The sequence below is a fragment of the Micromonospora sp. DT229 genome (assembly GCF_049844505.1).
Lineage (GTDB): Bacteria > Actinomycetota > Actinomycetes > Mycobacteriales > Micromonosporaceae > Micromonospora.
Map to the genome: position 1 here is coordinate 43,465 of NZ_JBNCLD010000009.1, position 17,736 is coordinate 61,200.

Genomic DNA, 17,736 nt, shown 5'->3' on the forward strand with positions numbered 1-17,736 from the left:
TGCCGGCCTGGCGTCCCTGCCTGGCATTGAGCTGGGCGGACAGGTCTTCATAGCAGCCTGGCCACCCCCGGAAGGTTGTCCTCAGGTGCGAAGCGGTTCGGCCCAAGGTGCGCCACAGCAGCCGATGGACGGTTCGGTCAACGACCAGGCGCAGCTGGTGGCATGGCGACGCCGTGCTCTGGAACAGCAGCTGCCGGCGGCGGCCTTCCCGGCGGGGACCAACGCCCCCTCGCTGGTCTACCTCCTGGCGACGATGTTCGTCGTCGTCGCGGCCGTCCTGGGCTTCGCGGTGAACGCTCAGCACGGCGCGCTGCCGGCCGTGGTCGACTCACAGCGGGACATCGTCGCCAAGCTGGCCTCCAGCATTCGGCTGGACGCCACGGCCCGACGCGAGGAACTGACCCGGATGGTGCAGACCCGCGGCGAAAGTTCCGACGCCGAGCTGCTGAATCGCCTGATCAGCGGGGGACGCAACATCAGCGGTGCGTTGATCATGGACGCCGGAACCCGGCAGGTGATCACGGCCAAGGGCGCGGAGCTGCCACTTGAGCTGCTGCCCGCGGAACTACCGATCGGCTCCACCCTGGCGGTGACGAACGCCGACGGGCCCCTCATGGTGTACGGGATCGCGCTGGACGAGACCCGGGTCGTCCTGGCCACGCAGCCGCTCACCATGCGGAACCTGCGACTCAACCCGGACGCCGGACACGGCATCCACGCCCTGACCCCGGACGGCACGATCAGCCTGATGCAGGGGGCCAACGCGGTCGAGGCGGCCCACCTGCCGGCGATCTTCGAAGGACTGGTCGAGGCCGGCTCCCGGCAGAGCCGACAGGTCGTCGTCAAGGAATGGTCGGACCGACGACTGCTGGTCTCCTCCGCCCCGGTGGGCAAGTCCGGCCTGGTGATCGTCTCCCTGCTCACCACCGAGGTGAGCACCGGAACCTCGCTGCGCAAGGGCCTGCTGCTGGGGCTCAGCCTGCTGGCCGTCGGCCTGCTCAGCTTCTGGGTCATGCGCAGGTCGCTGTTCCTGCCGGTACGTGTGCTGCTCAGCCAGGCCAAGGCGGACGCCTGCGGCGCCATCACCGCCCGGCGGCCGAAGCTGCGCATCCGGGAGGCGCACCGGATCGCCCGCGCCCTGGCCCTCACCTCCGGTGAACAGTTCCCCACCGACCGACGCTGGCGCCCGACCGTGTTGCAGGGCCTCAGCGTCGCGCTCGTCATCGCCCTGCTCTGGCCGGCGGCGGTCGTCGTGCTCGGACTTCAGGCTCCGGAACCGACCGTTCCGGTGCAACTGATGCGCGACGAGGAGAACCGCGCCGAGGAGGCCAGCAGTGCGCTCGGCAACCTCCTCGACGGCGGACTGGTCACGGTCTCGCGGACCTCGTACGGCTTCAACGTGCAGGATCTGGAGCAGGCCGGCAGGCGACTCGACCGGGAACTCGACACCGACGACCGGTTGCGGGCGCTCTACCTGGTGGATCGGGACGGCAAGGTGCTGGCCGGTGCGGGCCGCCGTCCGCTGCGTACCGTCGAGCCGCTGCCCGGCGAGATCGGCATCCACCTGGACCGGACGGTGCAGCGCCTGCCGGTGGTGTACGCCTACAACCAGATGGCCGACGGCTACTCGATCGTCGGCGAGTTCGACCCGGATCGCCTGCTGGGCCTGGTGCGCCGGGTCAGCGGGCGTACCTATGTGGTCGACGCCGAGCTGCGTACCGTGCTGGATTCCGACGGTTTCCGGGCCTTCCAACCCCTTCAGGGTGACCTGGTCCGGGAGGCCGCGGTGGAGGCCCTGCCGGGCGGGACGGTCGGCCGGTCACGTACCGCCGAGGGGGAGCCCGCCCTGGTCGCCGCCGCCGGTCTGTCCGCGCCCGGGACGGTGGCCCACCTGGAGTGGGCGGTCGTCATCGAGCAGGACACCTCCGGGCTGCGGCTGCCGGAGCTGGTCGAGCAGCGCTGGACCCTGCTGATGGCCGGGGCGGCCGTCGGGGTCATCCTGCTGACCCACGTGTGGCAGCTCTACATCTTCGTCCGGCCCCTGCGTCGGTTGGCGAATGTCGCCGACCGGATGAGCGAGGGCAACGTCGAGCTTCCGGTGCCGCCGCAACGGCACGACGACATCGGTGCGATCGCGATGTGTCTGGAGATCTGCCGCCAGGTCCGGCACACCGGCTCGGCGCGATTCGGCGGGGCCCTGCGGCTGCGGGGCGCCGGGGCCGATCGCACCACCGTCCTGCCGAGGGTGCGTTCGGCGGCGGGCACCGGTCGGGGGACGAAGGGCTGACATGTTCTACCTGTACACCGTCTACAGCTTGTGCTGTCTCGCCCTGGTCGTGGCGGGAGTGATCGAGCAGCGGAACCACTACCGCAACCTGAACACCATCCCGCACCGGGTGCTGGTCAACGGCATTCGGGGCAAGAGTTCCATCACCCGGCTGTGCGCCGGTGCCCTGCGCGGTGGGAACAAGGTCGTGGTGGCCAAGACCACCGGCACCGCGGCCCGGTTCATCTTCCCGGACGCCAGCGAGGAGCCGGTGCACCGCAAGTTCGGCATCGCCAACGTGGTGGAGCAGATCGGCATCGTCCGGCGAGCGGCCGTCTATCACCCGGACGCCCTGGTCATCGAGTGCATGGCGGTCATGCCGGCGCTTCAGGAGATCAACCAGAGCAAGTTGATCCGGTCGAACATCGGGGTGCTGTGCAACGTCCGCGAGGATCACCTGGCCGAGATGGGGCCCACCCTCGACGACGTGGCCCGGTCGCTGAGTCGTTCCATGCCTGAGGGTGGCATCTGCATCACCGCCGAGAAGGACCGGTTGGCCATCCTGGAACAGGAGGCGGCCAAGCGGAACTGCCGACTGATCTCGGTGGACCCGGAGTCGGTGACCGACCAGGAGATGGCCGGCTTCGGCTGGATCACCTTCAAGGAGAACGTGGCGATCGCCCTCGCCGTCGCCGCGGAACTGGGAGTCGACCGGCGCAGCGCCCTGGCCGGGATGTGGGCGGCGCCCCCCGATCCCGGGGTGCTCTCCGTGGCCCGGGTGCTCCACCAGGAGAAGCGGGTGCGCTTCGCGAACATCTTCGCCGCCAACGACCCCGAGTCGACCTTCATGAACATCCAGCAACTGGAGCAGCAGCAGTTGATCAACCGGCCGTTGACCATGGTGATCAACTGTCGTCCGGACCGGGTGGAACGCAACGGGCAGATGGGCACCCTGGCCGGTCGCGTACAGCCGCAGCGGATCGTGCTGATCGGCGAGATGACCCGCAGCGCCCGGGTCAACGTGCCGGCGGACCTGCAAAACCGGGTGGTCGACCTGGGCGGCAAGCTGCCCCCCGAACGGCTGGTCGCCGAGGTGATGGCCGCTACCGCCCCGGACGGCTCGGTGATCGCGGTCGGCAACATCCACGGTCAGGGTGAGGTGCTGCTGCACGAGCTGGCCGCCCTGCCGAGTTGGGAGCCGCGCGGCCGTGACCGCGCCGAATCGATGTTGCGTACGCCGAGCACGCCCGGGTTCGACGTGGACGCCGAGACCGTTTTCCTGGGAGGGATCCGGCGATGATTTTCGGGGGAGAGCTGAGTGCTCAGCTCGCGACCGCATGCCTGGGCATCGGCCTGGTCTTCGCGTTGCTCTGTTACCTGACCACCAACCTGTCCCCGGGCGGGATGATCACGCCCGGCTGGATCGCGTTGGCGCTGATCGAGGACCCGCTCCAGGCCGGGGTGATCGTGGTGATGACCGTGGTCACCTACGGCCTGACCCGGCTGATGCAGCGCATGGTGATCCTCTACGGCAAGCGACTGTTCGCCGCGATCGTGCTGCTCAGCGTTTTCCTTCAGATGACGCTGTTCATCATCGTCCAACGCGATCTACCGTTGCTCTTCGCCCACCAGACCCTGGGCTTCGTCGCGCCGGGACTGATCGCCTACCAGCTCGTCCGGCAGCCGCCGAAGGCCACCGTGCTGGCCACCATCATGGTAACCGCCATCACCTACGGGGTCGCGGTGAGCGGCGTCGTGGCCGGCTTCGTGCCGGTCACCTGATCACCGATCGAAGAGGTAACGGGGAATGAACTACCGGACCTACTCGCGCAGCCAGGCGGCGCTGATGGTGATCGCCGCCTTCACCCTGCTGGTCGGCGGCGGCACCTTCACCTATGTAGCCGTCCGGCACTCCATACCGGCTCCGCTCGAACTGAGCCTCGGTCCGCAGGCCGCACAGGCCGCCACCCCGGCGGCGACCAGCGGGCTGCGCTACATCCGGCTGACCGCCCCGGACCGGACCCAGGTGCTCGACGACAAGGGCAAGACCATCGCGATCATGACCGACGGCTCCCGTACGGTCCATCTGATCGGCAAGAAGCGGACCTTCGCCGAGCCTCGGTTCACCAAGGCCAAGCTGCACTCCGAGTTCTGGGTACGGCTGGCCCCCCGACAGTGGCGGGCCGGGGCGGAGAAGGAGAAGTGGTTCATCGACTGGTTCGCCAAGGCGCGTAAGGACCGGTCGGCGGACATCCTCGCCCTGGCGATGGAGTACACCTACCTGGGCCAGCCCAAGCGGGACCGGGAGGGTCGGCAGTACTCCGGGGACGCGGCCTTCGGCCCCCTGTCGAACATCGACCCGGACGGTCGGGCGGAGAACTCCGACTTCTACGACTACCTGGGGATCTCGTGGAGCTTCCCGGACAAGGAGGAGCGGCCCAGTCCGTCGCACTTCCTCAGTCTGGACTGCTCGGGCTTCGTCCGGATGGTGTACGGCTACCGGGCCGGCTACCCGCTGCTCGGCACCAACAACGCCGGTCCCGGGCTGCCCCGCCGGGCCACCGCGATGGCCTCGGTCGGACCGGGCACCCAGCTGATGCCGAACACCGGCAAACGGGCCCGCGAGCTGGACCGTCTGCTCCCGGGCGACATGCTCTTCTTCAACGCCGGCCCGATCCAGGGCGCGAACATCGAGCACATGGGCATCTACCTCGGTGTCGACGACCGTGGTCACCACCGCTTCATCTCCAGCCGTACCACCGCCAACGGGCCGACCATGGGTGACCTGGGCGGCGAGTCCATCCTCGACGGCACCGGCTACTGGGCGCTGCGGTTCCGGACCGCCCGCCGAGTGTGAGCTTCGCGGCGGCTCGTCGGGGTCAGCCCTCGGCGAGCCGCTCCGCCAGCGCCGCCACCACCCGGTCGCCGGTGGCCGAGTCGCTGCGGATCGACCAGTTCAACTCCAGGTGGACGAAGACGGTCCCGGCCTCGGCGGCGGCGCGTCCCTGCTCGTTGGTGCGTCCTTCCAGTTGACCGCAGCGGCGTACCCAGGACCGGCAGGTGCGCAGACCCAACTCGGAGAGGCTGTCGGCGATCCGGCGGGCCAGCCGGTTCGTCGGTGCCGAACCGGTCGACACGACGACGTCCGAGGAGGGCAGGTTGCGGTCGGCGAAGCCGTGCAGCTGGATCTCGTCGAGACCGGCCTCGGCGAAGGCCACGGCCAGACTGTGGAACAGCGAACGGTTGTTGTGGGCCACGTCGGCGGCGCCGGCAGCGGCCTGCCGGTGTGCACCGGCGACGAGGAGCACACTGCCGGGGACCCGGCGGTGCAACGCCAGCCCGATCTTCTCGGTGTTGATGTCGAATCCGGGATGCGGCACCTCGATCACCGTGCGGGGGGTGGTCGACCGGTCGACCAGTACCGCCCCCCAGGTCCGGCTGTCGGAACCGCCGGCAAGGTAGCTGCTGCACTCCCGACCGGTGGCCGGATCGACGCCGTGCCGGGCCGCAAAACCCAGGTCGGCGAAGAGCCGGTCGGCATCCTCCGTCTTGTCGCCCCCCGCCACCAGCGCCCGGGCCGCCTGCGCGGCCGTACGCCGTTCCGCCGAATCCGGATCACGGTACGGCCCTCCAGCCGACAACGACCCGGTCAACTCGTCGACAAGCCCCGCCACATCCAATTCGCTGGTGCCTGACGAAGGGCCAGAACCACACCCCCCGCTGAGCAGCCCGACCGCCGTAGCCGCAGCCAACACCGTCCGTCGGCTAGGACCCACGCCCCCCGGCTCATTCCCCACCCGAAGCAGGCTAGCCCACCCACCCCCACCCCGCCTCTCCCCGTCGATCTTGCACTTTCTGCCTCGACAAATCAGGTCAGAAGGGCCATATAGGCGACCGAAAGTGCATGATCGACGCGGAGATGCGGGTGAAGGAGTGGGGGAGATTAGGAGGCGGGGGGCGGTTTGGGGGGGCGTGGGGTGGGAAGTCGGTAGTCGTGCGAGAGCTATTGACGAAGATTGAGCAGAACTCCCGCCTTGACCGGTTCGGCGACCGGTTGCAGCGCGCGGTACAGGGCACCCTGCGGGGGCAGCGGGTCCGGGACCTGCTGCACGGGGTCTGGCTGGGGCATCCGCTGCACCCGGCGATGGTGCAGGTCACGGTCGGTTCCTGGATGAGTGCGGCCGTACTGGATCTGCTGCCGGGTCAGCGGCGGGCCGCCACCGCCCTCATCGCGGTCGGCACCGCCAGCGCCGTGCCGTCCGCGGTGGCGGGGCTCAACGACTGGGCGGCCCTGGCCCGTGACCAGCGCCGGGTAGGCCTGGTGCACGCCGCCTCGAACAGCGTGGCCCTGGTGTTGTACGGGGGCTCGTTGGCCGCCCGGCTGTCCGGCCGCCACGGCTTCGGCCGCACCCTGGGCTTCCTCGGACTCAGCGCCGCGAGCGCCGGGGCGTACATCGGTGGGCACCTGGCCTACAAGCAGGGTGCCCAGGTGAACGTCAGCGTCTCCGACCTGCACCTGATCGGCGAGGGGTGGCACCCGATCGGCGAGATGGCCAGCCTGCCCCAACGGGAACTGGTCACCCGCAAGGTCGACGACGTCTCGGTGATTCTCTACCGGCACGGCGAGGACGTGACCGTGATGCTGGAGCGCTGCCCCCACCAGAGCGGGCCGCTCGGCGAGGGCGAGGTACGCGAGATCGACGGGCACGCCTGCGTGGTCTGCCCCTGGCACGGCAGCACCTTCCGCCTCAACGGCGGCGAGGTGGTGCACGGCCCTTCCTCCAACGACCAGCAGATCCTGCCCACCCGCGTGGTGAACGGCAGGCTTGAGGCACGCCTGCCCTGACCCGCAAGCCGGCAAGCACGCCTGCCGACCCGCAGGCCGGCGAGGCGCGCCTGCCCTGACCCCCTGACCTGCAAGCCGCTGGACGGCAGTTCCTCAGTCCTTGCGGTGCCGGCCGGAGGGAAGTTCGCGGGGCGCGCTGCTGCGCCGGTGCTGCCAGGTGCTGGCCGAGGTGGTGACGGGTCGTCGGCGCAGGCCCAGCACGGCGCCGATCTGTGCGCCGACGATGCTGGCCACGGCCAGTACGGCGGAGATGGCCAGCGGACGGTTCACCCGGTCGGGATCGCCGGCCCGGGCCGCGCCCACGGTCACCACCGGCGGCTGGTCTTCGGAGGCCTCGTCGCGGGGTGCGGTCGGCTGCCGATCCTCCGGCGAGACAGGCACCGTTGTCGCCGACCCCGGCTGCGGCGTCGTCCCACCCGGCTGCGGCGTCGTGCCGCTCGGCTGTGGAGTCGTGCCGCTCGGCTGTGGCTTCGTCCCGCTCGGCTGCCCGGAGGCGCCACCTTGCGGGGCCTCGCTCGGTCCCGTCCCGCCCGGTCCCGTCCCGCCCGGCTTCGTCGGAGTGGGCGTCTCCGCGCCGCTGTCCGGGGCGGCCGGCTGCGGCGAGGGCCGGGCCGGTGTCGCCTTCGGGGTGACCAGCCGACCGGTGGCGTGGGCCCGTACCCCCTGGTCCTGGGCCTGAGTCGGGAGCTTGATCAGTTGGCCGGGGCGGATCTGGTCCGGGTTGCGCAGCCCGTTGAGGGTGGCCAGTTCGCGGTAGTCCTCGAAGCCGTCCAGGTACCGGTCGGCGACCTTGCCCAGGTAGTCGCCCTTGGCCACCTGATAGATCGGGGTGTCGGCCGTGGCCCGGTCCGCCCGTACCGTCGCCCGGGTGTCCGACCCCATCGCCGTCAGGCCGGTCGCGGAGGAGGCGTACGCGACCGCTGCGGTGGGGGTGGCCTGGTACGGCCCGGTGGTGTACGCGGCGGTGGCGGCGGCGGCCGGGCTGGCGACGAGGATCAGCGCGACCGAGCCGACCAGGGCGGCGGCGGCCCGCTGCTGCCGGCCCATCCCGGGCAGCCGGGGGGCGGGTCGGCGCAGGGTCTGGGCGCCCAGTTCCACAAGCACCGAGAGGGCGAAGGTGGCCCAGCCGAACCAGCCGACCAGGGCCAACGCCCGCAGGAACAGTTGGCCGTCGTCCCGGCTGGTCAGGGTGGTGCCGATCTCCGCCAGGGTGGGTACGTGGTCGGGCAACGGGTTGCCGGCGAAGGCCAGCAGGGCGATCGGCCCGCCGACCAGCAGGCCGACCAGCACGACCAGGGCACCGATGCCGGTCAGGATGCGACCGAAGCGCCGTAGGGCGGTACCACCCGATGCGGCCATGACGACCTCCTTCTCTCAGGGGAGCCCGGTCAGCGGCCGCGCGGTCGCCTCACCGGAGACGGTGACGGTGTTGGAGAAGCCGAAGAGGCCGAGCATGGCCCGGCGGTAGGTGACCGTGACGCGTACCCGGATCTGGGTTTCGCCGTCGACCACCGGGAAGTTGACGGTGTGGCCGCTGGCCCCGGCGGCGGCCAGGTAGTCCGCCACGGCGAGACGGGCCTGCCGCTGGTTGATCTGCTTGGGGCCACCCTCGATGGCGGCAGCCCGGTCGATGGCCTGGCCGCCCGCCCGCGCCGCCTCGGCGGCCAGGTTCTCGGCCCGCTGGAGGGTACGCAGTTGTCCCGCGCCGTCGAAGGCCATGCCGATGATGGCCAGTACCCCGACCATGGCGACGGCGAGGAAGATGCTCACCCGCCCGGCGTCGCCCCGGCCGGCGGTCATCCCCGGCTCCGGTAGCGGTCCAGGGGGGAGGTGAACGAGGCGGTGATCCGGTTGCCCGTCGGCGTCCTGTTCAGCACCGGAAGCCTGATGTCCTGGTAGGACACCGTGCAGGCGAGTTCGACCGTGACGGAGGCCTCCTGCCCGACCCGGCTGCGGAAGGCCGCGTTGAAGGTGGTGGACCGGCCGTCGACCGTGCCCCGGAAGGTGAGCTGTGGGGCGCCGGTGCAGGACACCCCCCGCCAGTCGAGTTGCTGCCGTACCGCCTCCCGGGCCTCCCGGCGGGCGGTGGGGGCGTCCCGGGAGATCGAGGCCGCGCGGGCGGCGTCGTGGGCGGCGGCCTCCAGGGCTTCACTGGCCACGGCGGTACGACCGGCGACCCCGGCCAGCACCATCAGCGCGACGAAGGCCGGTGCCAGTACGGCCACCTCGATCGAGACCGAGCCCCGGCTCATGGAGTGGTCCATCGTTCCACCGTCCCGTGTGCGCTCTGCCGGACGGAGAAGGTGACGCCCGGTACGACCGACAGGGCTCGACCGGTCACCGTGCAGGTCACCTCGGTGGCCGTGGTGACACAACTCGGCCCCGGCTCCTTCCACCCGACCAGCCAGTCGCCCGCCTGGTTGAGGAAGGTCGTCGCCCGTTGGGCACCGGCGTCCGGGGCGGCATCGTGCAGCCGTTGGGCGTTGACGCCGCTCTGCGCGGCGTTGAGCGCGGTCGAGCGGGCCACGAAGACTGCGGCGACCTGGATTGCGGCGAACAGCATCAGCAGGATCGCCGGCAGGGTCACAGCCAACTCGACCGGGTTGCCACCCCGTTCGCCGTCGCCCGACAGCCGGTGGTGCCGGATGGCCGTGACCATCCGGCACCCTGCGGCGGTGAGAGCGCGGCGCATAGGTCAGCGCGTCGTCGGGTCTTGGTGGGTGGGGATGTTGTCCATCCAGTCGTTCGCCGCGCCGAGCGCGGCGGCGGTCACCGCCATCGCCACGGCCACCAGGCCGAAGATGATCACAGCGGTGGGCACCGGGCTGTCGCCCCGGTCCCCGCGCATTTCCGTCAGGCGGGTCTGAAGCGCCACCTGTAGCTGGGTCACTCGCGCGTTCAGCGCGCCCGGCAGTGTGGTGAGGACGGACATGGTCTGCTCCTTCGCTTGCGGGTCGGATTCAGAGGCGGGCAAGGAACGGATAGATGGCGAAGCCGAGCAGGACGAAGACCAGCAGCGCGCCCGGGATGTCGAGCCGACTGGTCACTCCCTCGGCCCTGGCCAGGTTGTCGGTGCGGATCTGGTCGCGCAGCGAGTCGGCCCGGCTGCGCAGGGTCTCGTGCACCTGGGCGCCCTCGCTGCCGGAGGAGCGCATGATCGCCCCGACATCGCCCAACTCCGGGATACCGATCCGGTCGGCCAGGTCACGCAGCTCGTCCCAGGGTGAGTGCATCTGCATCTGGGCCATCCGCAGCGCCTCGGAGATCCGGTCGAAGACCCAGCCCTCGCAGATCGCCGCGGCTCGTTCCAACGACTGCACCGGCCCGTGCGCGGCGGCCAGCTGCAACGCCACCAGGTCCAGGTAGGTGCAGACCGCCTGGCGGAACTCCTCCCGGGCGGCCTCGGCCCGGGTCAGCACCGCCCGGTGCGCCACCAGGGCACAGAGGGCCGCCAGGCCCAGGCTGCCCAGCACCGGTACGGCCACCGGCAGCGAGATGCCGACGGCGAACAGGGTGAAGCTGAGCAGGGCCGGTGCGGCCAGCCCGATCAGGGCCGACAACACCATGGAGAGGGCGTACTGCTCCGGGGTGCGGTCCAGCAGGGCCAGCTGTCGGTGCGGGGGGCGCAGCCAGCGGGCCAGACCGGTGAGCCAGTCCAGTCGCCGGTCGACCGGGGTGGGGCGGGCGGCTCCGGCCGGCGGGTGCAGCCGACGCAACGCCGGGCCGAGCGCGGGGGTGGCCGGCACCAGTTCGCGTACCACCAGGAACACCCCCAGCCCGACCGCCGCTCCGGCGACCACGGCGATGGTGAGATGCAGGTTCACGCCACCACCTCGTGGGGATCGGGGGCGGGCAGGAAGCGGGCCGGTCGGGGCGGTTGGCTCATCGAGCGCACCCAGGCCAGCAGGCCGACGAAGGCGGCACCCAGCACCGCCATCACCAACTGCCCGAAGAAGGTGCCGTACGGCTGCACGTACTCGGCGTTGAACAGCCCGTACGCGATGGTGGCCAGGGTCATCCCGGTGAGGAACCGGACCGCGAACCGGGGCTGGGTGCGTTTGGCCTCGATCTCCCGCCGGGTGGTGACCTCGGCCGCCGCCGCCGAGGCGATCGAGCCGAGCACGTCGCCCAGCCGTTCACCCCGGTCGGTCAGGTGCAGGATGAGGGCCGCCACCACCTGGTCACAGACCGGGTCGCCGATCTCGTCGGCGAAGGCCAGCAGGGCGGAGCGGGCCAGCCAACCGGCCTGGAGCCGGGCGGCGAGCAGCCGTACCTCCTCCTGGATCTCCTCCGGCGCGGTGCCGACCGTGCCGATGATCGCCTGCTGGAGTCCCTGCCCGGTGGCGGAGACGTCCTTGAGTCGACGGGTCCACTCACCGACCGCCTCGATCCGGGCGATGGCCCGCTGCTCGGCCCGGCCGACCGAGAACAGCCACGGGGTGCCCGGCACCGCGATCGCCACCAGCAGACCGACCACCGGCAGCCCGGTCAACAGGAAGGCCAGGGCGCCCGCGACCACCGCGCCGATCAGCAGAGTCTGGTGGGCCTGCTGCTCGCGGGCGGTGGTGCCGGAGCCGCGCCACAACCGGCCGATCCCCGGGCCCGCGCCCGGTGCCGGGCCGGGCGGGCGGCGGGTGCCGACCAGGGCCACGACGGTCAACACCAGCCCGGCCACGCAGGCCGCCCCGGAGACCACGGCGAGAAGTTCGATGTTGTCGAGCACCGCTCACCGCCGACCTAGTCGGGTCTGCTTGGGGCGGCGCCAGGCACCCTGCCCGGCCTCGATCCAGCGGCTCAGCAGCCGGGCGTCGTAGCCCACCCGCAGCAACTGGTCCCGGACCCGTTCGGGCAGGTGCCGGGGTACCGCCCGACCGTCCGGACCGGGTGCGAACACCTTCGTGGTGGTGATCCGGTTGCCGTCACCGACCCCGATCACCTCCTCGATGTGCGAGACGAACCGGTGCTTGCGCCCGCCGATGCCGGTCTCGTCCTCGACGGTGACGTAGACGATCAGGTCGAGGGCGTTGCCGGCCATCCGGCGGGCCTGGTCGACCGTCATCTCCCGACCGTGGGCCAGGGCCAGCTCGATGATCCGTTCGCTGACCCCACCCGGGGTACGGGCGTGGATCGTGCACATCGACCCCCGGCTGGTGGTCATCGCCTGGAGCATCGGCACGATCTCCCGGGACCGCACCTCACCGACGATGATCCGCAGTACCCCCATCCGCAGCGACACCGGGATCAGGTCGGCGATGCTGATCTCACCGGCCGGTCGGCCGTCGGGCCCGCGTTCACCGTGCCCCTCGCGGGCCTCGAAGCTCATCACCGCCCGGTGCCGTCCGGTCCGGCGGGCCGGCAGCAACTCGCGGCTCTCCTCCAGCAGCACGTACGGCTCGTCGGGCGGGATCTCGCTCATCAGGCCCCGGATGACCGTGGTCTTACCGGCCCCGGCCAGCCCCGCGACCATGATGTTCAACCCGGCCCGCATCGAGGCGCGGAGGAAGTCGCGCACCAGGGGGTCGATCATCTCGTCCAGGTCGGCTCGACTGCCGGCCAGGTCGTCCAGGGTCACGTCGAGGGTGTTGTGCTTGCGGATCACCGCGTACGGGCGGTGGCTGACCAGGAACACCGCCGCCAGTCGGCTGCCGTCGGGCAGTTGCAGGTCCAGGGTCGGTTTCGAGGTGGACAGGGAGCGTTCGGTGGCCCCGGCCCGGCGGGCCGCCGCCTGGAGGATCTCCACCAGCTCGTCGTCGCTGTCCGCGATCGGCTCGACCCAGTCCACCCCACCCCCGTGTCGGGTGATGCGCACCTGGTCGCAGCCGAGGATGTGGACCTCCTCGATGGTGTCGTCGACCAGCAGGGTCTGGAATCGACCGAGACCGGCCAACTCGGCGGTGACCTGGTCGAGCAGCAGCCGTTCCTCACCGGCGGCCATCGGGGTGCCGGCCCGGCGCACCGAGTCGGCGTACTCGGCGACCAGCAGCACCGCCAGCCGGGCCCGCTCGGTGTCCTCCTCGTCGACGCTGAACTCCCGGCCCCGCTGCCATCGGGTGAGCTCCTCGCTGAGCTGGCGGCGCAGCTCCCGGACCACCTGGAAGTCCACCCGTGCCCGGGGTGCGGGTTCGGTCGCCGCCGGCACCGCCGACACCGGCACCGGCGGGGCGGAGTGGGGCCGACCGTTGGGCGGGGGCAGCGGCGGGGCGATCGAGGTGGCGCCGGGTGGCTGCCGACGGGGATCCGAGGAGACCGGCTCAAAGCGCATCGGGCACCCCCTGCGAGACCGGCCAGGCCAGGCGGGCTCGGCGCCGTTCCAGCAGGGCCCCGACCGGCACCTCCAACTCGCGGGCGGCCCGCAGCAACGGCCGCCCGGCCCGCACCGTGCCGCCCAGGCTCAACACCCCGGCGGTACGCGGATCGTGCGGCAGCCGGGCGATCACCGGTAGCTGGAGGGCCTTGCTGATGTCGCCCTTGCCGTGGCCGTCGCCGATCAGCAGCAGCCGCAGGGTGCCGGGCTCCACCCGATGCTCGGCGAAGTCCCGTTCGAGGGTCTTGAGCATGGCCCGGGTGGCGGACAGGTCGGGTAGCTGAGCCCGGGTGACCACCAGCACCACCGAGGCGGCCCGCAGCAGGGGCCAGGGCGGGCCGACCACCTGGAGCCGACCACAGTCGACGATCACGTCGTACGGGGGGTCGCCGTGTTCCAGCCCGGTGAAGAAGTCCGCGAACCGCTGCCACAGCGGGATGACACTGCCGGCCTGGGCCGGGTCCACCACGCCGGGCAACAGCAGGCGTTCCCGGCGCGGCGCGTCCAGATCGACAAGCTGCGACCAGAAGGCCGTGTCCAGGTTGCCGTCGCGCAGTTCCCCGACGGCCAGTTCACCCAGGCCGCGGGGGCCCTCCAAGGCACCGCCGAGATAGCCGGCCAGGATCGAGCCGCCGGCCGGATCGCACTCGGCCAGGACCACCCGACGATGCCAGCTCAGCGCGCAGGCCAGCGCCGTGGTGGTCACCCCCGGGGAGCCCTTGGCCGAGACCAACGCGATGAGCGCCATCAGGCCGCCTTGGTCAGCACGACCGCGAGCCGGTCCTGCGCGGCCAACGCCACCACCGCCGGTACGTCCCGGACGGCCAGGGCCAGGTAGACCACCACCTCGTCGCGGCCGTCCGTGCTGACCGCGTCGGTGACGGTGGCGGTGAACCGGGTGGTGCCGGAAGAGGAGTTGCTGCTGTTGTCGTCGCGGGGGGTGCTGACCAGCAGAATCTGGTCGCCGGGGCGAAGCTTGGGGGCCGGCACCTGGGCGGTGCGCAACCCCAGGGCGATCTGCTGCTGACCCGGGCCGAGCAGGGGCTTGTCGGTGAGCTGCGCCATGGTCAGCAAGGTGCCGGGGGCCAGCGAGACAGCGGCCCGCATACCTACCACCTCGGCCAGTCGACCGGCCGGCACCGGGTCGAGCCCCTGCCCACCGGCCACCTGCACGGAGACCAGGTCACTGGCGCTGAGCACGCCGCCGACCTCAACCGTCCGGGCGATCGCCAGGTAGCTGCCGGTGGCCCGGACGGAGGTGACCGCGAAGGCCGAACCCAGCCCACCCAGGGCGATCAGCAGTACGGCCAGCCCGAGCAGCCCGGGGCGGACCCGGCGTTGCCGGACCACCTTGGGTGGGGCGACCGGTGCGTCCACTGGAGAGGGTCCGTTGCGGGTCGCCACGCTCATCGGGTCACCACCTGAAGTTCGTTGATCTGGATTTGCACCGGGCCGGTGGTGCGGGTGACCCCACCGATGCTCCCGGTCGTGCCGCTGCTGCTGCGCCAGGTGACGCTCCAGTGCGTGGTGGCCTGAACCTCGTAGGTGTCGGCCTTGGTGTAGCCGTTGTGGTAGCCGCAGTCGGGGGAGCGCTGCCCGGCGTGCCGACCCCGCCGGTCGTACGCGGTGCCCGGACCGTCGCAGGTGACCTTGTCGCCGTTGCCCATGTCCCAGACGATCCGGTCGACCTCTGCCTGGATGGTGACCGTCAGGCCCCGGTCGGAGGCGGAGGCGCTTTGCGGGCCGAAGTAGGTGGCACCTCGGCTGGCCCACATCCAGACCGGCAGCCCGACCAGCCCGGGGCCGATGTCCTTGCGGGGGGCGACGGCCGCTCGGGGGGCCAGCAGGGTGATCGAGGCGAAGGCCCGGCGGGCCAGTTCCTCCGGGTCCGGCGGAGCACCGAAGCCCGGCGGCGGCTCCTCCAACAGTTCGGTGTGTGTGCTGCCCAGCGAGATGGCGTCACAGGTGATCGTGTACCACTGCCACCCCTCGGGTGCCTCCTGCTGGGGCACGGAGAGCTGGTAGTAGCAGCCGTTGGAGCTGTTGAACCAGCCCAGGTCCGCGTCATAGCAGGGGACGGTCTGCCCCCGCCACTGGCAGACGCCGCTGCCGCCACTTCCACCACCGTTGTTCCCGCCGTCGTCGCCACCGTTGCCCCCGCCACCGGGGGTGCCCGGGTCGTCGTCCCAGACGTTGCAGTTGGGTTGGGCCGGAGGGCATTCGCCGCCGGGGTCGGCCGCACCGGCCGGCACCTGCGGGCCGGTGACCAGCAGCAGGGTCAGGGTGGCGCCGAGCAGCACCCGGCGCAGAGCCCTGCGGGGTGGCCGGTGGTGTGCCGCCCGGGTCAGCACGGCTGGTCCGGGTGGGCGGAGCCGCTGCTGATCAGCCAGCGACCGTCCGGATAGCGGGTGGCCGTGGCGGTGGCCAGGTGACGGGTGCCCCGGGTGCCCGGCACCACCTTCTTCTTGTCGGCGACGTAGACCAGTCGGTAGCCGGTGGCGTCGACGCAGTCCTGTATCTCCACGGCTGGTGGTTTCCCGTCCAGATCGATCGAGATGACCTCGGGATCGGAGCGCAGGGTTCCCGCGCTCACCGCGCCGTTGGCGCGAGCCTGCACGAGGCTCAGCCGGACCCGGGTCAGCAGGGGATCGGCCAGGAACCGGGTGAGTTCCGGATGTTGCGGGTCACTGTTGCGGCTGGCCGCGCGGGAGGCGGTCAGATAACCGGCGTACGCCTTCAGGGCCGCCTTCTCGGCGGCCTTCTCCTCGGCGGCCCGCTCGTTGCCGGTGGGCCGGTTGCGGTCCGGTAAGGAGGTGCCGGTGGCCTCCGGTGGGCCGGCGCAGGCGGTGGTCGCGCCGACCGTGGCCACCGCGACCAGGCCGGCCGTCCAGCGACTCAACTGCCGTGCTCGCACCGTGCCTCCTCGGTACCGACCCGGCGACCGCCGTCGCCGAGGTTTCGGGCGTGCGGCAGCGCGACCGGATGTTCCTCTCCAGGCCGGTCCGATACGCAGTCGCATTTGCCCTTATGGATCTTCCACAAATGCACTGTCCTGGGTGGTTATGGCCGTCGGACGTGGGTTGCGTCACATCCAAGGGGCGAGCATAAGCTGACGCCGGCCGATGCAACAGAGGCAATTCATGTGACTACTCTGAGTCATGAACGGTGGTGGTGCTCGATGGTTACCGCAGGGTTGCCCAGGCCGGTCGGGGAGGTGTTGAGAGGGCTGGGGGCCGGGCGGCGCCCGGCGGGATCCCGGCTTGGTGGACAGGGCGCGGAGGCCCTCTGGGGTGGGGTGGGAAGTGGCTTGTGGCCCGATCCGTCCCCCGATCGGGCGCGGATAATCGGCCGCCAATTGCGCGCCATGGGAATTCCATCAATGCCGGGAGGGTCGGTCGGCCCAGTCGAGATCGACCGTGAGGGTTCCGTTTCGCAACCTCCGGTTGACCACGGCGTCCGAGCGGCCAGACTACGTACCGTGTTCACTTCGGCGGGGAGGCCGGCGTGACCCGGCCCTCCGCCACCGAGCCGACGCGCTCCGACAGCCCGGCCCGCCGACCGGGCACCTCCGCCCGCCGACCGGGCACCTCCGCCCGCCGCTGGTCCCGGATGGTGGCCGGGCTGACCCTCACCCCCCTGCTGCGGTACGCCGTCGCCCGGCACGCCGTACCGTCGGGAACCGAGCGCCGCAGCGGCTGCGACGCCTGCGGCACCCCGATCCGCCTGGACCAGCCCTGGCCGGCACTGGGCCCGACCGCCCGCTGCGGCACCTGCCGCGCCCGCGTCGGCGCCCCACCGGTCACGGTGGAACTGGTCACCCTGGTCGCCGTGGCCCTGCTGCTGGTCGGTCCGCCCGCCGGAGAACTGATCGCCACGGCCTGGTGGCTGGTCTTCGCGGTGCCGCTGATCTTCATCGACCTGGCGGTACACCGGCTGCCCGACCGGCTGACCCTGCCCGCCGCCGCCGGCACCTGGCTGCTGCTCGGCCTCACCGCCCTGATCGACACCGGGCCTACCCCCTGGCTGTGGGCCACCGCCTCGGCCCTCGGCCTGGCCGGCTTCTTCGCCCTGACCACCCTGCTGTTCGGTGCCCGGGGCTTCGGTATCGGGGACGCCAAACTGGCCCTGGGAGCGGGCGCCCTGCTCGGCTGGTACGGCTGGGCGATGCCGGTGCTGGGGCTGCTGCTCGCGGTGACGATGTCCGGCCTGGTGGCCCTCGGGCTGCTGGTCACCGGTCGGGCCCGCTGGTCCTCCCACCTGCCCTTCGGGCCGTACCTGGTGCTCGGCACCCTGGGGGCACTGCTGCTGGTGTGGTGAGCG

19 protein-coding genes are annotated in these 17,736 nt (G+C 71.5%); 6 read left to right on the top strand and 13 right to left on the bottom strand.

Annotation, left to right across the window (positions count from 1 at the left end; genetic code table 11):
- The first annotated feature begins 124 nt into the window (after positions 1-124).
- The 4 genes from ACLQ2T_RS16325 to ACLQ2T_RS16340 are packed head-to-tail and all read left to right on the top strand — an operon-like array spanning position 125 to position 5,123.
- Positions 125-2,287 (top strand): HAMP domain-containing protein, encoded by a 2,163-nt coding sequence (locus tag ACLQ2T_RS16325; protein WP_425767036.1) that lies wholly within the window; start codon positions 125-127, stop codon positions 2,285-2,287.
- A gap of 1 nt (position 2,288) precedes the next feature.
- On the top strand, positions 2,289-3,566 hold the full coding sequence (gene pgsB, locus ACLQ2T_RS16330; RefSeq protein ID WP_425767037.1) for a poly-gamma-glutamate synthase PgsB: 1,278 nt from the start codon (positions 2,289-2,291) through the stop codon (positions 3,564-3,566).
- Positions 3,563-4,048 (top strand): poly-gamma-glutamate biosynthesis protein PgsC/CapC, encoded by a 486-nt coding sequence (locus tag ACLQ2T_RS16335; RefSeq protein ID WP_327023332.1) that lies wholly within the window; start codon positions 3,563-3,565, stop codon positions 4,046-4,048. The genes pgsB and ACLQ2T_RS16335 overlap by 4 nt, the downstream gene beginning before the upstream one ends.
- Before the next feature lie 25 nt (positions 4,049-4,073).
- A complete protein-coding gene (locus ACLQ2T_RS16340; protein WP_425767038.1) occupies positions 4,074-5,123 on the top strand; it encodes a C40 family peptidase in 1,050 nt (349 codons plus the stop codon).
- 22 nt (positions 5,124-5,145) lie between these two features.
- On the opposite strand, the gene ACLQ2T_RS16345 is transcribed toward ACLQ2T_RS16340, so the two are convergent.
- Positions 5,146-5,940, bottom strand: coding sequence for a hypothetical protein (locus ACLQ2T_RS16345; protein ID WP_425767039.1), 795 nt, complete (start codon positions 5,938-5,940; stop codon positions 5,146-5,148).
- Positions 5,941-6,260: 320 nt separating this feature from the next.
- Here ACLQ2T_RS16345 and ACLQ2T_RS16350 point away from each other — a divergent pair, with 320 nt between their 5' ends.
- Positions 6,261-7,112 carry a Rieske 2Fe-2S domain-containing protein gene (locus tag ACLQ2T_RS16350; protein ID WP_425767040.1) on the top strand — a complete coding sequence of 284 codons (852 nt, stop codon included), beginning with the start codon at positions 6,261-6,263 and terminating at the stop codon, positions 7,110-7,112.
- Between the two features lie 93 nt (positions 7,113-7,205).
- On the opposite strand, the gene ACLQ2T_RS16355 is transcribed toward ACLQ2T_RS16350, so the two are convergent.
- The 12 genes from ACLQ2T_RS16355 to ACLQ2T_RS16410 are packed head-to-tail and all read right to left on the bottom strand — an operon-like array spanning position 7,206 to position 16,330.
- The gene (locus ACLQ2T_RS16355) at positions 7,206-8,471 is read right to left on the bottom strand and encodes a LysM peptidoglycan-binding domain-containing protein (RefSeq protein WP_425767041.1); all 1,266 of its coding nucleotides are present in this window, start codon (positions 8,469-8,471) and stop codon (positions 7,206-7,208) included.
- Between the two features lie 15 nt (positions 8,472-8,486).
- Positions 8,487-8,912 (bottom strand): pilus assembly protein TadG-related protein, encoded by a 426-nt coding sequence (locus ACLQ2T_RS16360; protein WP_425767043.1) that lies wholly within the window; start codon positions 8,910-8,912, stop codon positions 8,487-8,489.
- Complete coding sequence (locus ACLQ2T_RS16365; protein WP_425767044.1) at positions 8,909-9,376, bottom strand: TadE/TadG family type IV pilus assembly protein; 468 nt, start codon at positions 9,374-9,376, stop codon at positions 8,909-8,911. The genes ACLQ2T_RS16360 and ACLQ2T_RS16365 overlap by 4 nt, the downstream gene beginning before the upstream one ends.
- Complete coding sequence (locus tag ACLQ2T_RS16370) at positions 9,361-9,771, bottom strand: TadE family protein (RefSeq protein WP_425767046.1); 411 nt, start codon at positions 9,769-9,771, stop codon at positions 9,361-9,363. The genes ACLQ2T_RS16365 and ACLQ2T_RS16370 overlap by 16 nt, the downstream gene beginning before the upstream one ends.
- A gap of 36 nt (positions 9,772-9,807) precedes the next feature.
- Positions 9,808-10,044 (bottom strand): hypothetical protein, encoded by a 237-nt coding sequence (locus ACLQ2T_RS16375; RefSeq protein ID WP_425767047.1) that lies wholly within the window; start codon positions 10,042-10,044, stop codon positions 9,808-9,810.
- Positions 10,045-10,072: 28 nt separating this feature from the next.
- Positions 10,073-10,936 carry a type II secretion system F family protein gene (locus ACLQ2T_RS16380; protein WP_425767048.1) on the bottom strand — a complete coding sequence of 288 codons (864 nt, stop codon included), beginning with the start codon at positions 10,934-10,936 and terminating at the stop codon, positions 10,073-10,075.
- On the bottom strand, positions 10,933-11,835 hold the full coding sequence (locus ACLQ2T_RS16385; RefSeq protein WP_425767050.1) for a type II secretion system F family protein: 903 nt from the start codon (positions 11,833-11,835) through the stop codon (positions 10,933-10,935). The genes ACLQ2T_RS16380 and ACLQ2T_RS16385 overlap by 4 nt, the downstream gene beginning before the upstream one ends.
- Positions 11,836-11,838: 3 nt before the next feature.
- Complete coding sequence (locus tag ACLQ2T_RS16390; protein ID WP_425767052.1) at positions 11,839-13,374, bottom strand: CpaF family protein; 1,536 nt, start codon at positions 13,372-13,374, stop codon at positions 11,839-11,841.
- Positions 13,364-14,164 (bottom strand): ParA family protein, encoded by an 801-nt coding sequence (locus ACLQ2T_RS16395; protein ID WP_425767054.1) that lies wholly within the window; start codon positions 14,162-14,164, stop codon positions 13,364-13,366. The genes ACLQ2T_RS16390 and ACLQ2T_RS16395 overlap by 11 nt, the downstream gene beginning before the upstream one ends.
- Positions 14,164-14,826 carry an SAF domain-containing protein gene (locus tag ACLQ2T_RS16400; protein WP_425767055.1) on the bottom strand — a complete coding sequence of 221 codons (663 nt, stop codon included), beginning with the start codon at positions 14,824-14,826 and terminating at the stop codon, positions 14,164-14,166. Before ACLQ2T_RS16400 ends, ACLQ2T_RS16395 begins: the two co-directional genes overlap by 1 nt.
- Positions 14,823-15,767, bottom strand: coding sequence for a hypothetical protein (locus ACLQ2T_RS16405; RefSeq protein WP_425767057.1), 945 nt, complete (start codon positions 15,765-15,767; stop codon positions 14,823-14,825). The genes ACLQ2T_RS16400 and ACLQ2T_RS16405 overlap by 4 nt, the downstream gene beginning before the upstream one ends.
- Positions 15,761-16,330, bottom strand: coding sequence for a hypothetical protein (locus tag ACLQ2T_RS16410; protein WP_425767059.1), 570 nt, complete (start codon positions 16,328-16,330; stop codon positions 15,761-15,763). The genes ACLQ2T_RS16405 and ACLQ2T_RS16410 overlap by 7 nt, the downstream gene beginning before the upstream one ends.
- A gap of 695 nt (positions 16,331-17,025) precedes the next feature.
- On the opposite strand from ACLQ2T_RS16410, the gene ACLQ2T_RS16415 reads away from it, so the two are divergent.
- Entirely contained in the window at positions 17,026-17,733 is a 708-nt protein-coding gene (locus tag ACLQ2T_RS16415; protein ID WP_425767332.1) for a prepilin peptidase, read from the top strand.
- The last annotated feature ends 3 nt before the right edge of the window (positions 17,734-17,736 follow it).

Excerpts from the sequence above, each read along its gene's own strand:
- ACLQ2T_RS16390 (WP_425767052.1), bottom strand. The coding sequence starts at position 13,374 with ATGCGCTTTGAGCCGGTCTCCTCGGATCCCCGTCGGCAGCCACCCGGC.
- ACLQ2T_RS16375 (WP_425767047.1), bottom strand. The coding sequence starts at position 10,044 with ATGTCCGTCCTCACCACACTGCCGGGCGCGCTGAACGCGCGAGTGACC.
- ACLQ2T_RS16355 (WP_425767041.1), bottom strand. The coding sequence starts at position 8,471 with ATGGCCGCATCGGGTGGTACCGCCCTACGGCGCTTCGGTCGCATCCTG.
- ACLQ2T_RS16340 (WP_425767038.1), top strand. The coding sequence starts at position 4,074 with ATGAACTACCGGACCTACTCGCGCAGCCAGGCGGCGCTGATGGTGATC.
- ACLQ2T_RS16360 (WP_425767043.1), bottom strand. The coding sequence starts at position 8,912 with ATGACCGCCGGCCGGGGCGACGCCGGGCGGGTGAGCATCTTCCTCGCC.
- ACLQ2T_RS16325 (WP_425767036.1), top strand. The coding sequence starts at position 125 with ATGGACGGTTCGGTCAACGACCAGGCGCAGCTGGTGGCATGGCGACGC.
- ACLQ2T_RS16370 (WP_425767046.1), bottom strand. The coding sequence starts at position 9,771 with ATGGTCACGGCCATCCGGCACCACCGGCTGTCGGGCGACGGCGAACGG.
- ACLQ2T_RS16395 (WP_425767054.1), bottom strand. The coding sequence starts at position 14,164 with ATGGCGCTCATCGCGTTGGTCTCGGCCAAGGGCTCCCCGGGGGTGACC.
- ACLQ2T_RS16400 (WP_425767055.1), bottom strand. The coding sequence starts at position 14,826 with ATGAGCGTGGCGACCCGCAACGGACCCTCTCCAGTGGACGCACCGGTC.
- pgsB (WP_425767037.1), top strand. The coding sequence starts at position 2,289 with ATGTTCTACCTGTACACCGTCTACAGCTTGTGCTGTCTCGCCCTGGTC.
- ACLQ2T_RS16365 (WP_425767044.1), bottom strand. The coding sequence starts at position 9,376 with ATGGACCACTCCATGAGCCGGGGCTCGGTCTCGATCGAGGTGGCCGTA.
- ACLQ2T_RS16415 (WP_425767332.1), top strand. The coding sequence starts at position 17,026 with ATGGTGGCCGGGCTGACCCTCACCCCCCTGCTGCGGTACGCCGTCGCC.
- ACLQ2T_RS16335 (WP_327023332.1), top strand. The coding sequence starts at position 3,563 with ATGATTTTCGGGGGAGAGCTGAGTGCTCAGCTCGCGACCGCATGCCTG.